The organism is Scytonema sp. NUACC21 (assembly GCF_054684315.1).
The window spans coordinates 20,386-34,534 of sequence record NZ_BAAFZH010000066.1; the positions used below are offsets into that span (position 1 = coordinate 20,386).

A 14,149-nucleotide genomic window follows, 5' to 3' on the forward strand; every position below is an offset into this window, starting at 1 on the left:
CGGTTTCATAAAAAATCTTGTTTGCACTAAAAAAATCGTAAAAGATAACATTATTTTCATTATCGTTTCTTGTAGCGATTTGCCGCTATGCTGTAGCGAAGCTATCGCTTGCCATCAAAAAACTATCAGGTAAGGGTTCCTACAACGGATGAGGAAGCCCTAAAGAGTTGGTAGGATAGAGGTTTCATGTTACAAGAGGATGATGCGATCTGCCCTCCGGGCAGGAGCGAAGCTATCGCGCACTGTTACTACATCTAAATGATTAAGCACCATGAGTAACACAGTTGAAACTCAGATTATCGATGCGGAAGAACGCCTTAGACTTGCGATGCTTGCTTCTGATGTCAGCGTCTTAAATGAACTATTAGCTCCCGAAATTATCATCACAAGTCATCTTGGGGAGTTATTGGGAAAACAAGACGATCTAGCTGCTCACGAATCTGGTTTGATTAAGATTCATGAACTGAAACCTTCTGAGCAGCATATCCAAGTTCATGGAGAGGTAGCGATCGTATCAGTCCGTATGCAAGTATCTGGTAGTTATAATGGCAGCCCTGCAAATGGTAACTTTCGTTACACGCGAGTTTGGGCTATCTCTCCAAGCGGAACTTGGCATATCGTCGCTGCCCATATAGGTATGGTTACTTAACAAAGCAGTGAACCACTAACACCAGTCCTCCAACAAAGGAATTGCTACAAGGGCAGATTCTTATTTTTCCGACTTTTTAGGAATAGAGAAGACAAGCACAACACTCCCAATCCCCCCAAAGAACAGACCGAACACTGTTGAGCCTTGGTTTGGTCGGTTCCCGATGCAACCGAGTTTCGGTTGACTTCTATGCCAGCGAATATTAAGGTAACACCAAGAGCGGCAATTGCTAGTTTTTGGTTGAATTTCACCTTGACTGCTCCCAACGGTCTTCCATGTATAATTTTAACATGAACATCTAGTTAAGCTTCTGTGCTGAGACCAAGCAACATCCAACGCGTGGCACTACAAAAACTGGTTCGTTGGGTTTTGTTCTTCAAACGCCACTTCACTCAACTCTGGGAATCCGCCTACTTTCTCTAGATTCACCGCACTTTTTGTGGCTCCCCAACCTACAAGATCTGGTTCATCAGAGAATAACCTTGCCTTGGACAACTACATTTTCGCACACCATCCACTAACTGTTAAAAGCAGCGATTCTAGTTTAGGGTATAGTGCGATCGCCCACACTCCATGAATCCCTTATATTATGGTGTTAGGGATAATACAGCAAATACCACTTTAGTAAAGATGGTGTCAGTATGATCGATTGGTTAACTATTGGCGGGGGTTTACTAAAGGCTACTCTGCCAACGGTTGCAAAAGCAATCATTAAAAAAATTAATAGCCAATTAAATCCAGCAGAGTTGGAGATGGCTATTAAAGAGGGGATAGAAGCGGCTCAAGAGGAAGAAAAGAAGAGATTAGAACAAGGGCTGTTTCACCGTTGTGAGGAAAAGCAAATTGGTACATTCCTTGCTAAAGTGTTTGAATCTTCAGGGGTTCAAGAGGAATTAGAAAAACCGCTAAGAAATCAAGAAGCACCTGATAAACGTCATCTAATTGAGACTTTTAAGCAAGCTGCAAACAAGTTAAATATTAAACTGAATGAGGTTGGTCTTGAGCCCTGGGTTACAAAATTTACACAAATTTACTTTGAAAAAACGAGTGCCTATTTAAGATGTAAAATTGCTAAAGAAGAATACTGCAAGCAGCTAGTATACTGGTTTGATGATATTAAGCTTGCTGGAATTGCAGTAGAAGGTAAAGAAGTGGAAAAATCTATCAAATCCACTCAGATTTTTGTCATGCCTGATGTTATAGAAGATGCACAAACCAGCGAGAATAAATTAGATGCTGAAAAAGATATTGAGTTAACCGATGAAGTGGCGAACATTAACAAGCGTCAGGCAGAGTTAATTCGGCAACAACGTCAGATTATACGATTGGAAAATATTTCTAGCCGTAAATTTTTAGCAAAACAACTGTTAAGTGAAAGTAAGTCTAATAAATTAGTTTTATTAGGTGCTCCAGGTTCTGGTAAAACCACCTTGATGACTTATTTTACCGTAATGATAGCTGATAAAAAAACACAAAATCTTGGGCTAACAGCAGATAAAAATTTACTACCAATTTTGATTAAAATCAGAGATTTAGCGAGACACGGAGAACTCAGTATTTTAGAATATATAAAGCAATTTGCTCATAAAAATTTAGGCATAAAACAGATTCCAACTGGTTTTTTTGAGTATTGGCTGGAAAATGGTAAAGCGTTAATTTTATTAGATGGATTAGATGAAGTTGCGGATACTGCACACCGCTATGAAATTGTCAATCAGATTGAAGTTTTTTTAAGTCAATTCTCTCGAAATTGGGCGATTATTACCTCTCGTCCTGCGGGTTACAGGCGCGACTTTTTTCGCACGGAAGATTTTCCTCACTATCAACTCCAGCCATTTGACGATACTAAGATAGAAGAGTTTATCAACCGTTGGTACGACAGCCGCATTCAAGATTTAGAAGAAGCGCAACGCCGCAAAGATAGCCTGAGAAAGGCACTTGCTGATAATGACCGGATTAAGCTGTTGGCAAAAAATCCACTCCTGTTAACGATTATTGCCTTAATTCACCGTTATCAAGCTTCTTTACCAAGAGAGCGCTATAAGCTATATGAAAAAGCAGTAGAAACTCTATTAACCTCTTGGGATGCTAATAAAGAATTCAGCAATCGCCTGGTATTCCAGTATTTAGAATTAGATGACTTAAAACGGTTGTTAGAAAGTCTGGCTTGCTGGATTCATACACAAGAGAGTACGGGAGATAAAGAAGGCGGTACCCTCATTGACCGGGATGAACTAATTGAGCAGTTGAGTAAAGACATCAAGACGCTAAAACAGGTTAAATTGTATGAGGCTCAAGCAGAAGCAAAACGCTTTGTAGAGTTTATAAGAGACCGTACAGGTTTGCTCAATGAACAAGGACAAGACTGTTACGCCTTTGTGCATAAAACCTTTCAGGAATATCTTTGTGCTCAAGAAATTATCTACCAGCTACAAAACGAGAACGACTTTAACATTGTAATAAATTACATCAAAGACCATCTTCACGATCCTCACTGGCGAGAAGTATTGCTGCTGCTCATTGCCCAACAAAAGCCCAAACCTGCTGCCAAGGCTATTCGGGCAATTCTTGACCAACACAGCGAATATGAACAATGGTTGCACCGCGATTTATTTTTTGCTGCTAGTTGCCTTGCTGAAAATCCCAAAGGCTTGAAAACTGCAGAGACTAGCCTACCAGAGGAGATTTTGCAAGCATTGGTGGCGCTGGAAGTCAGTGATTCACTACAAGTCACTGACAAAATTCGGTCACAAGTCTTTCAAACTCTTTGCAGTTTGAATGAGACTGCCTTTCAAGCTCAAGCCTTACAGTTGTTGAAAAACAAAGCCGCGCAAATAGATAAAGTCAAATTTCAAGAATATCGTGCTTCCTTGGGTGAAAGAGAAGAGGCAATAAATACCCTGTTAGCACTCCTTGAGGATAAAAGCTCTTCTGTACGTGCTAATGCGGCAGAAGCGCTAGGTAAAATTGGTTCAGAAGCGGCAATTTCTAGCTTAATTAAACTTATAGAAGACCCAGGATCTTCTGTGCGTGCTCGTGCCGCATACGCGCTGGGTCAAATTGGCTCAGAAGAGGCAATTCCTAGCTTAATTAAACTCATAGAAGACCCGGAAATTGATGTAGGTTATCTTAGTGCATTAGGGCTGGGTAAAATAGGTTCAGAAGCGGCAATTTCTGGCTTAATTAAGCTCATAGAACACTCTGAATCTGATGTGCGCTATTCTGCCGTAGAAGGACTTGCTAAAATAGGTTCAGAAGCGGTAATTCCAGGCTTAATTAAGCTCATAGAACACTCTGAATCTGATGTGCGCTATTCTGCCATAGAAGGACTTGCTAAAATAGGTTTAGAAGCAGCAATTCCTCACTTAATTAAAGTTATACAAGAAGACCCCGAAATTGATGTGCGTGCTCATGCCGCACAAGCGCTGGGTCAAATAGGTTCGCAAGCGGCAATTCCTGGCTTGCTTAAACTCATAGAAGACCCCGAAGCAAATGTGCGTTCTTGTGCCGCATTAGCTCTGGGTCAAATAGGTTCAAAAACGGCAATTCCTGGCTTACTTAAACTCATAGAAGATTCCAAATCTTTTGTGCGTTCTCGTGCTGCAGATGCCTTGGGTCAATTAGGTTCAGAAGCGACAATTGCTGGCTTACTTAAACTTATAAAAGACCCCAAATATTCTGTGCGTGCTCGTGCCGCATTAGCTCTGGGTCAAATAGGTTCGCAAGCGGCAATTCCTGGCTTGCTTAAACTCATAGAAGACCCCGAAGCAAAAGTGCGTTCTTGTGCCGCATTAGCTCTGGGTCAAATAGGTTCAAAAACGGCAATTCCTGGCTTACTTAAACTCATAGAGACCCAGACAACGAATTTAACTGGAATGAAGATGCTCTGCAAAGGGTTTATCGCAAATTTGATGAACTGGTAGAAGCATATAGTGGTGCCGACCTGACAGACTACAACTTACGCCGCATTGGTTCGGACTTAGAGCATTTTGTGCGAGGACTCTTGCACAAAGGCGAAATCAGCTACAATCTCAGCGCACGGGTTGTTAATTACAGCATGGGGCTTCCCCAAGTTGCAGCAGACGACCAAAAAGAACCTTACGGGCTGTAAGGGTTGCTGAGTGCTGAGTACACCCTCACACAATACTCAGCACTCGTAACTCAATTGCTTGCTACAGTTTAAGTGAGGTGTGAGGAGTTGCCATGCTCAAAATTCCAAAATTGCTGAGTGCGTTGTTAGCGCAGCAGCCTGTGTTAGTTTTGTTCCTTTTGCTTAACTCCTCAGTTGGCGCTGCTGAGCTTGTTGGGCGTGCTATTCTGAGGGCAGATACTTTTGCTCCTGGAACGACCACAGGTCTTTTCAAGAAGACAAACCGAACGACTCCCTTCATCAATACACAACCAGTACAGGGTTTTTCTGCTGCCATCGCTGGACCCAAACAAGGTACCTACTTAGTTATTTCAGATAACGGTTTTGGCGCAAAAGCAAATTCCCCCGACTATGTATTGCGTATTTACGCAGTAGAACCTGATTTCATGACAGGAAAAGTTTTTCCCGTGAATATAAGAACCGGAGAAAGACTTCAAAGCTTTAATCGCCAAAGTTTTATAGAACTGAATGACAAAAACAGAAAAAATAATTTTGCCATTGTTGCTGATTTAACTTATTATCCAAATAGCACCTATTCAGTCAGTCAGCTTATCAAAAGCAATCGCTTGCTGACTGGAGGAGATTTTGATATTGAATCCTTCCGCCAGGTGAATGATGGAACTTACTGGTTGGGAGATGAGTTTGGTCCATTTTTGCTACACATAGATCGAAATGGAGAACTGTTAAATATTCCAACTCCTTTGCCCGTTTTTTCAGGGAAGGGAGGGTTAAGTTTTGTAAAATCTCCCGACCATCCAAATATTATCAAGTTATCAGATGATAAGGCACTCTTGTCAGCCGCGAACCTTGGAGGTTCTAGAGGGTTTGAAGGTTTGGCACTAAATAGTAGTGGTACAAAACTATACGCAATGTTGGAAGGGGCATTAAAGGACGAGCCGCAAAAGAACCGCTTATTAATATATGAGTTTGACATAGCTAGCAAAAAGTATTCAGGAAAAATTTTTCCCTACCGTATGGAAAATCCCAGCCATCTCATTGGAGAACTGACTGCCATTAACAATAATGAATTTATAGTTATCGAGCGGGATAATAACCAAGGCGACCCCAACAATCCAGCATTTAAAACCCCCGCTCAATTCAAACGCCTCTACAAAATCGATATCACAAAGACAAATCGAGAAGGTTTTGTAGAAAAAGAATTACTAGTAGATTTGTTAAAAATTGTTGACTCTAGAGGTATTGGTGGTAATGGCACGACTAAGGGAGTGTTTACGTTTCCCTTCGTGACTATCGAAAGTGTGCTGCCCATAGACGCCAGAACATTGTTAGTCATTAACGACAATAACTACGCCGATACTATGGGACGGACACCAAAACAGATTGATAATACAGAATTTATTGCTATCAGGCTAAATAAACCCTTAAATTTAATGCGGTAGCGATCGCACTTCTAGAAACTGAAGGCTGCCCTCGGTTATGGGTTAAGCACACTAGACCAATGACCGAGGACAAAGAAGAAAGTGATTAAACTCTCACAGAGCATAATTTAATATCCGGTGAAAGTATTAATTTTTGATGAAGCTCGCTAAATAAGCAACAATTGTTGAAAAACTTTTAGATAAACTTTCCTTAAGACAACATATAACAAATATGCTGAGTTTTTGATAACCTGGTAACAATGCCTTCATAACTTTGTGTTTTTCAGCCTGCAATCATTGATAAAAAGGTGTCGAAATTAGCTTTATGCCTCATACAACAGGGGTCATGCAAGTAAAATCGGTGCGTATCATTGCATACAATCATGCACAAAAGGTACCCATTCTCAATAATTGGGCAAATTTTTCAGAACACTTTGCACCCTATTTTTGTCCGCAGGTTAAAATCGTGATCCAAAATTGGATATATCAAGAGCGGTCAAGAGTACCGCTAAGTAAATGCTGTTGAGAAAATGCCAATAGTTCCGATCGGTGCGAAGACTATGGAAAATGAAGCGGCAATACATTGCCCAAATGAATCTTGTCTGGCTCCAAACCCTCTGACAAACAACTTCTGTCAGCAATGCCGTACACCACTGCCCAAGCGATATCTTTGGGCAGTGGCAGATGGTGTGAATATGGCTCAGCCGAAAGAGTTATTAGCCGATCGCTACTTGGTTATCAGCAAAGCTATTCTTTTAGATACTAAGCCCGGTTTTCCGCCGCAGACGCTAGATGTAGAAAGTTTGCCAGCAGTGAGACCATACCTAAGGCTATTTCCCTACCGTTTGTATGTACCCCAAGTGTACGGAGTGATTCATATAAATGAAGGGACAACGAATGGAGAAATATTACTACTAGAAAAACCGCCACTCCGTAGCGAAAATACAGTTTGTTGGGATGTTCAACTAGAGAGAGAGTTAATCGCGGCTTGGCAGCACACGAACTCAATGCGCCAACTTAACTGGCTGTGGCAAATAGCACATTTGTGGCAACCTCTAGCTGGTGAAGGCGTAGCCTGCAGTTTACTCACCCCAGAAGTTCTGAGGGTAGAAGGCCCGTTAGTCCGCTTGTTGGAACTGCGTTATGACAAACAAAGCCCTAGCTTAACCGAATTGGGTGAATTTTGGCAGCAACAGTTATGCCAAAAAGCACAACCAGCAGTCGCTAAATTTATCAGTGAGGTTTGCCGTTCCTTGATAAGTCAAGAGATAAGATCTGGCGAACAACTTATTGCAGTTTTAGATAAAGGGCTCGCCGAAGTTGGCAAATGGCAAAAACCCAGAATTAAAATTGCCACAAAGAGCGATATTGGACCCAACCGACCGCGAAACGAAGATGCCTGTTACCCGCCTAGTGGAAGTCTTATCGGTAAACCACCCCAACAAACAGCCTTAGCCATTGTTTGTGATGGCATTGGCGGACACGAGGGAGGCAGCGTAGCTTCAAATTTAGCGATTGATACTATCCAGCAGCAAATCCAGGAGTTAGTCAACATCCCCCCCGACCATATCAACCCTTTAACCCTGCTAGATGATTTAGAACGAGCAACAGCAGTTGCTAACGATAAAATCAGTCAACGCAATGACAGCGAACACCGACATGGGCGTCAGCGTATGGGGACAACCCTGGTCATGGCATTGCCTGTTGCTCATGAAATGTATATCGCTCATGTTGGTGATAGCCGTGCCTACTGGATTACACGTTACGGTTGTTACCAAGTGACGCTTGATGATGACGTTGCGTCACGAGAGGTTCGGTTAGGTTATGCTACATACCGGGATGCGGTGCAGCAAGGAGCATCAGGCTCATTAGTACAAGCGTTAGGCATGAGTGCAAGCAGTTCGCTACACCCAACATCACAGCGGTTTATCCTTGACGAAGACTGTGTTTTCTTGTTGTGTTCAGATGGATTAAGCGATTTTGACCGTGTAGAACAATATTGGGAGACAGAAATTTTACCAATTTTGACTGGGAACGCGGATATAGCCACTGTCACAAATAAATTAGTGGAAATCGCAAACAATCAAAATGGACATGATAATGTCACCATTGCTTTAGTTCACTGTCAAGTTCAATACACCGAACCAAAATCAGATATCACACCAGTTGCTGATGTTTCTGTTTTAGGCGCAACCAGTCGTCTAACTACCCCACCACTAGAAATTAGCAACCCCGAGCGAAAAACTGAAGTGAGCTCCTCTAATAAGGAGCAAAATGCTTTCAATCTGCCGCTACAACTGATAATTATCCCAATTCTGTTGTCAGTAGCTGCTTTGGTGGGATTGGCATTTCAGCAAGGTTGGTTTCCGGTTGTAGTAGAAAAGTTAGCATCCCTACTTGCTCCTATTAGCCCCCCTCCCTCTGTATCAGTACCTGACAATCCTGAAAACTCCCCACAAACCGAAAGGAGAGTTATTCGTACCGACCGCCAGGAATTTTTCAGCACGGTTGCATCAGCTACATCCCCAGCCAGCGATATTAAAGTTCCACCAGATAGTATTTTGCAAGAAACAACTCAACCTAAATCAGAAGCAGCCAACGAATCAGCGACGCAAAACTCTTCTTGGGTCTATTTGCGGGTCTGCTTGGTTGGAAAAACATCAACTCAGCCAGCAACATCACCAAATAATTCAGGCTCTACCCCTTCAAATAATCAATTTCCACAACAAGGTCAGATAGTTAAAATTGAAGTATCCAAATATAAAAAATTGAACATACCCTCAGCTAACGATACCCAAAAGAAACAATGTCAGCCTCAGCTAGAGCCCAAGGCTGACCCCAGTGTTAATAGACCGAGCACTGAAACTGAACCTCCTGTATCCACATCATCTGTGGAGTCGAGTGCAACCGAAGGAGCTAATACTTCATCGGGGTAGTAGCAGTGAGTCAAAAAATCGATAAACTGGTAGAAGCCTGAAACATACGGGTAATAACTTTAGATAAAAAACTTGAAAGGCAAAAAAGTTTGCCTTTTAAAATTGTTATTTGAATTTATTGATTGCACCTGTTAAATTAACGAAAATCAACGAATCCATGCCATCTTTAAACCTGGCGATCGCCCGCCTCGTTAATACCGGCACCGACAGTTTTGCCATTTGGGTTGTGAATGCTCCCAATCCCAGTGGCTATGTTTTACGTGACTGCGTGTGGCCCCCTGTTCTGACTCAAGCTTGGCAAGAGTGGCAGGAGATGTTTGCCGGTCACAGTCGCTTGGATATTTCCCCTGGAGTCACGCCTCCACCGAAAAATCCACTACCCCTAGATTCGATTACCCCACCCACAGGTCAAACAACCAGTTACAGCAGTCGCTTGATGCAGTATTTGGGCATTAGTTTGTGGGGTTGGGTATTCGATGGTCCAATTCTCAACAGCTTTGAGCACAGCCGTGGTCTAGCCGCAGGGCAACATACACGCTTGCACGTGCGGTTGGAAATTCGCGACCCACATTTGATTGCCCTACCTTGGGAAATTATGCAGCGCGAAGCAGGCCAATCAGCCATCTCACTTTCGCAAAATATACTCTTCAGTCGCACTACCAGCCAAGTCGAAGCATTACCATACTTAAGAGCTGACCAAGCCTTAAATATTCTTCTAGTTCTGGGTCAAGATGAAAAGCTACAACTAGAACAAGAAGCCGCCATGCTGGAACAAATGCTCTCAAGCGGTTCTTTGGTAGGTAGTCATTACACTGGCTATGCACCTTGTATGGTGACACCACTCCTACAACCAACTCCACAAGAATTGATTCAAAAACTGGAAACCAAAGCGTATAATGTACTATTTTATGCCGGTCACGGTCTGCCGGGACCAGACGGAGGATTGCTGGTTTTGCGACGACCAGATTTAACCCTCAATGGCATGGAATTGGCACAAGTGTTAAACCGCACGGGCGTAAAACTGGCGGTTTTTAATTCCTGTTGGGGAGCACAACCGGCTCATATAAATCACCAAGCTATCCCTTATAGCAGCTTGGCAGAAGTGTTGATACGTCAAGGGGTACCAGCTGTTTTGGCAATGCGCGATGAAATTGCCGATCGCGAAAGTCATACTTTTATTCAGGCTTTTGCCCAAGCATTGCGATCTCGCAAGCCCATTGATGAAGCAGTCGCAGAAGCCAGACAACAGTTATTAACTATTTATAAGTTCAACCAACCAGCTTGGACTTTACCAGTTCTGTACCTACATCCAGATTACAATGGCGAACTGATCCGAAGTTTTGATGAAGGAATTACGGAACTGCCAGAAACTTCTATTCCCGGTATAGCTTCTCTGCTTCCTAATGCTTCATTGCGATCGCTTTCTCCAGGAGGAAAAAGTTGGTCACTACGACCGGGCGTCACTCGTATTGGTCGCACCACAGACAATGATATCGTCATTTCAGAACCTTCGGTCTCCAAACGTCATGCCGAAATCTTGTGTCGCAACACATTCACAGGTACTAACCCAGTACGAACTTATTACCTGCAAGATTTATCCACTTACGGCACAACCTGGGTTCTACGTGCTAATGTTTGGCAACAAATCCACCGTCAGGAAGTACCTTTACAATCGGGAATGCAGTTAAAGTTTGGAAGTACGAAAAGTCAACCTTGGGAATTCATTATTGAGAATGCTTCAGCATGAATTGGAGTACAAATTTTCAACCAAGCGACAATTTACCGAAAACAAACAGTTTTTTCGGTAAATTCTATTTTTTTGCGGAAACCACACTCGTGCAGCTGTAGCTGACATTACCACAAAACAAACCACAAGGAAGGCGACAAATGGTTAACAATATCAACAACTCAAACACTTTTAAACCATCTCAAGTAGATTTAGAACTTTTGCAAACAATCCTAGAACCTGAAGATGTTACATATCCTTGGAACCCTGCTGAAGAACAATCAGATGACTATTTTTCCCAACTAGAACAGCAATTCCAAATGGACGATGTTTTGAATGAAGAACTGACACTACGTTCGCAAGGGTTCTACAACCAATTAGACACACTCTGGTCGGGAATTTTCAATTCCCGACACTACAAGTGTAATACAAAGATGGCTTTTGTGGCTAATCTTCAAAAAACTTTAACTACAACTTTTGCTCATTCCATACCTCAAGATTGGCTAAGCAGTATTGTCGAAAAAGCAACTGAAATTTTTGACTCCAAACAAGCCATTGGCGAACAACTCGTACAGTGTGTACAAGCTGTCCTACCTAATTGGGATTCAGACGATCTGTTTGTTATGGCACGTCCTTTAGCATACGCTATGAGAAGTGGCAAAACCCAGAACGAAAAATCCGTACTTGAGATGTTTGGCAGCCGTGAATGGGCAAATTTATCAGAAATTGAACAAGCTAAAGTTAGTATGGCGATCGCGTACTACGCCATCAATCAACTCAATGCATTCCTGGAGGAAGCCTAAAAAATTCAACATTCATTCTCTTAGGATTCAACTGGGGGCAAGTTGCTCGACCAACTACAGGCATTCACCCTGACTGTTTTTCTCTCAATGCAGCAGTTGCCTTCTATCTTCAGACATCAAAGCCCCTTTTAATCCCAAAATAGCTGGTGTTACAACAGCAACCATCCACTCCAATGTATAAATAACGAATTGAAATCAAAGCGATTTTATTCGCTTGTGAATTAATGACTTAAAAACTCAAGAGTCAAAACCAAACGAGGTCAAAGTTTTTAGTCGCCAACTAAATAGATCCACAGCCAATCACCAATGGTTGATGACCAATGACTCCTTGCATTACTTCCCAAGAAAACGCGTAGCGAAATTTTGCGATCGCGTTGGTGAAAGAGCTCGTGCCTTAAGAATTGCTGCCATCAAGAAAGCGTAAGACAACACTCCAACAACCACTAGCAGCAAGCCGTTGAGAACTCCTGTCGCATTCCACAAAGCATGCAATCCGGCTGCCGTTAAATAACCCACTGGTAAAATTTGCCAACTCCTAGAGGGCTTAAGTACAGCTAGCCCTATAAAATAGCCAAAATAGCCACTATAAGCCATATGTCCGGCAACAGAACCTAAAATGCGCGGAATCAGCAGTTGTAAACCCATAAGTTGACCGGTTTCCTCTGCTCCCGAGTCTTGCAGAACGGCTTGAGTAATTTGCGGCACATACTGTCTGAGAGTTTCCGTCATAGTAAAACCAACAGCAGAAGCTGTTCCCAGCAGAATACCATCAAGAGGTTCCCAGACGCCTACACGTTCCCTCCAAGGCGATGGCAAGAACTTAGCAACAAAATACGCCCCAAAAATAGGGATTGCCTTGAGTAATTCCTCCATCAAACCGGCACCAAAAAACATCCGTACCAGCAATTCAGTAAACGTTACAGATTCCTGTTCTGTAGGTAAATTTCCGGGAAGGATGCCACGAAATACAAAGATAAAGAGATCTAACACGGGTGTTCCCAAACCCCTGATGGGATATCCCAATATCTGTGCCGTCGTTAATGCTGATATCAGTAGAACCCACCAAGGCTTTTGTTTACCGCATAACTGGTAAATGAAGTAATAAGCAACAAAAGCTATGTAAGTCGCTACGATTTTTTGATTTGTGTAAGGCTGACCTACTGTAGCAAACATTAACACAACGAAGACAACTGTGATAATACCCGGTATAAGATAAGCTTTACGAGTTAAATCGTGTAGGGCAATATCCAAATCCCTTCGAGAAATAATACCTAACAATTGCCCCTGGGCATCTGCAACACATAAACCAGAGTGACCATACCGCAATAAGGTACGTTGCGCTTCTGCAATGGTCGTTTCCGGACGAATGGTACGGACTGGAGAGGACATTAAGTCCCTCGCAGTGGGTGGATGGGGGATTATTGCTTTTAACTTTTCTAAAAGTTGATTGCGTATTTCTTCGGTGTTAACTCCTCGCAGGTTCAGCGATGCTGCTTGAGAATGTCCGCCACCACCTAAGGGTTGGAATAATTCGTTGAGATCGATTCCTTTGATTTGCGATCGCCCGATTGCTGTGAGCCGTGATTCCTCTTCAGAAACAGGAGTTTCATGAAAAAGCAGCAAAGTATCTATTTCTGTTAACTCTACTAACTGGGAGGCAAGACTTGATAACCCCGCGACAAAACTCTCTGTTTTCAGAGTGACCCAAGCTAGTTTATATCCTCTAATATCTACCTTTTGTAAATTTTCCAGCGCCACCTTTAATAACTGCTGTAATTGGGGAGACAAACCGGGATCTAGATACTGGTTAATGACTGACAAGCTAGCCCCTTGTTGCATCAACCATGCTAAAGCTATGGCATCCCGTGGTGTAGTGTAGTCAAATGTTAGCGAGCCTGTATCCACATGAATGCCCAAAGCCATTACGGTTGCTTCCGCAGTTGTTAGGGAAACTTGCTGTTGCTGTAATTGCTCTACGATGAGAGTTGTTGCCGCCCCTACAGAGGCGATATGGTATTCTGTCGCTGGAATATCGCCGTGTTGTTCTTGGTGATGGTCATAAATTTTGATGTCCTTGATATGGGGTAAATCCAACCACTCAGCAGCTTTGCCCAAGCGATCGCGCTGTTGTGTATCCACCACAACTAAGGAACGAATCTTTTTTGGATTGACCGAACGCCGTTCAATTAACTGATACTCATCCCGATGCAATGCCAAAAAATCCCTAACAGGTGGATGAGCGCCACCAGTGAGCACAATTTTACTGCCCGGTAATAGGCGTGAAATTCCTACTGCTGCTCCTAATGAGTCAAAGTCCGCCGTTGTATGACAAAGAATTAAATCCACAGTCATTAGTACGAGTGTCCTTTGTCTAATTGCCAATGACATATGACTAATGACAAATGACCATTGACTAAAGTGTTGCAATTTCTGCTAGTTTAACAAATAAGGGAAAACTCTCAGTGTTGCTCTGTACAATATTCTAACTTTAGTAATTTGCTGTTTT

General features: G+C 42.6%; 8 protein-coding genes and 3 pseudogenes. 7 read left to right on the forward strand and 4 right to left on the reverse strand.

What is annotated here, in order from left to right; genetic code table 11:
- The first annotated feature begins 271 nt into the window (after nucleotides 1–271).
- The gene (locus tag ACYRY3_RS11455) at nucleotides 272–649 is read left to right on the forward strand and encodes a nuclear transport factor 2 family protein (RefSeq protein ID WP_460201802.1); all 378 of its coding nucleotides are present in this window, start codon (nucleotides 272–274) and stop codon (nucleotides 647–649) included.
- 44 nt (nucleotides 650–693) lie between these two features.
- Here ACYRY3_RS11455 and ACYRY3_RS11460 read toward each other — a convergent pair whose 3' ends face one another.
- The gene (locus ACYRY3_RS11460; protein ID WP_460201803.1) at nucleotides 694–900 is read right to left on the reverse strand and encodes a hypothetical protein; all 207 of its coding nucleotides are present in this window, start codon (nucleotides 898–900) and stop codon (nucleotides 694–696) included.
- Nucleotides 901–994: 94 nt separating this feature from the next.
- Nucleotides 995–1,144: a hypothetical protein gene (locus ACYRY3_RS11465; RefSeq protein WP_460201804.1), complete on the reverse strand. Its 150-nt coding sequence runs from the start codon at nucleotides 1,142–1,144 to the stop codon at nucleotides 995–997.
- Nucleotides 1,145–1,290: 146 nt separating this feature from the next.
- Between ACYRY3_RS11465 and ACYRY3_RS11470 the strand changes: the two genes are divergently transcribed.
- The 6 genes and pseudogenes from ACYRY3_RS11470 to ACYRY3_RS11495 all read left to right on the forward strand — a co-directional run bounded on the left by ACYRY3_RS11470 (nucleotide 1,291) and on the right by ACYRY3_RS11495 (nucleotide 11,643).
- The gene (locus tag ACYRY3_RS11470) at nucleotides 1,291–4,572 is read left to right on the forward strand and encodes a HEAT repeat domain-containing protein (protein WP_460201805.1); all 3,282 of its coding nucleotides are present in this window, start codon (nucleotides 1,291–1,293) and stop codon (nucleotides 4,570–4,572) included.
- Nucleotides 4,500–4,760: pseudogene (gene ndhM / locus ACYRY3_RS11475) on the forward strand (NAD(P)H-quinone oxidoreductase subunit M); the annotation flags it as partial. The gene ACYRY3_RS11470 and the pseudogene ndhM, both read left to right, overlap by 73 nt.
- 92 nt (nucleotides 4,761–4,852) lie before the next feature.
- A complete protein-coding gene (locus tag ACYRY3_RS11480) occupies nucleotides 4,853–6,199 on the forward strand; it encodes an esterase-like activity of phytase family protein (protein WP_460201806.1) in 1,347 nt (448 codons plus the stop codon).
- 539 nt (nucleotides 6,200–6,738) lie between these two features.
- Nucleotides 6,739–9,114 (forward strand): protein phosphatase 2C domain-containing protein, encoded by a 2,376-nt coding sequence (locus ACYRY3_RS11485; RefSeq protein ID WP_460201844.1) that lies wholly within the window; start codon nucleotides 6,739–6,741, stop codon nucleotides 9,112–9,114.
- A gap of 157 nt (nucleotides 9,115–9,271) precedes the next feature.
- Nucleotides 9,272–10,861, forward strand: coding sequence for a CHAT domain-containing protein (locus ACYRY3_RS11490; RefSeq protein WP_460201807.1), 1,590 nt, complete (start codon nucleotides 9,272–9,274; stop codon nucleotides 10,859–10,861).
- A gap of 140 nt (nucleotides 10,862–11,001) precedes the next feature.
- Nucleotides 11,002–11,643, forward strand: a complete 642-nt coding sequence (locus ACYRY3_RS11495; RefSeq protein ID WP_460201808.1) for a hypothetical protein — start codon at nucleotides 11,002–11,004, stop codon at nucleotides 11,641–11,643.
- A gap of 333 nt (nucleotides 11,644–11,976) precedes the next feature.
- Here the strand turns inward: ACYRY3_RS11495 and ACYRY3_RS11500 are convergent.
- Nucleotides 11,977–13,038, reverse strand: a pseudogene (locus ACYRY3_RS11500) (PrsW family glutamic-type intramembrane protease); the annotation flags it as partial.
- Nucleotides 13,039–13,563: 525 nt separating this feature from the next.
- Nucleotides 13,564–14,031 (reverse strand): annotated as a pseudogene (locus ACYRY3_RS11505) (DHH family phosphoesterase); the annotation flags it as partial.
- Between the last annotated feature and the right edge of the window lie 118 nt (nucleotides 14,032–14,149).

Coding starts and splice junctions, on each gene's coding strand:
- ACYRY3_RS11490 (WP_460201807.1), top strand. CDS start 9,272: ATGCCATCTTTAAACCTGGCGATCGCCCGCCTCGTTAATACCGGCACC.
- ACYRY3_RS11455 (WP_460201802.1), top strand. CDS start 272: ATGAGTAACACAGTTGAAACTCAGATTATCGATGCGGAAGAACGCCTT.
- ACYRY3_RS11470 (WP_460201805.1), top strand. CDS start 1,291: ATGATCGATTGGTTAACTATTGGCGGGGGTTTACTAAAGGCTACTCTG.
- ACYRY3_RS11480 (WP_460201806.1), top strand. CDS start 4,853: ATGCTCAAAATTCCAAAATTGCTGAGTGCGTTGTTAGCGCAGCAGCCT.
- ACYRY3_RS11495 (WP_460201808.1), top strand. CDS start 11,002: ATGGTTAACAATATCAACAACTCAAACACTTTTAAACCATCTCAAGTA.
- ACYRY3_RS11485 (WP_460201844.1), top strand. CDS start 6,739: ATGGAAAATGAAGCGGCAATACATTGCCCAAATGAATCTTGTCTGGCT.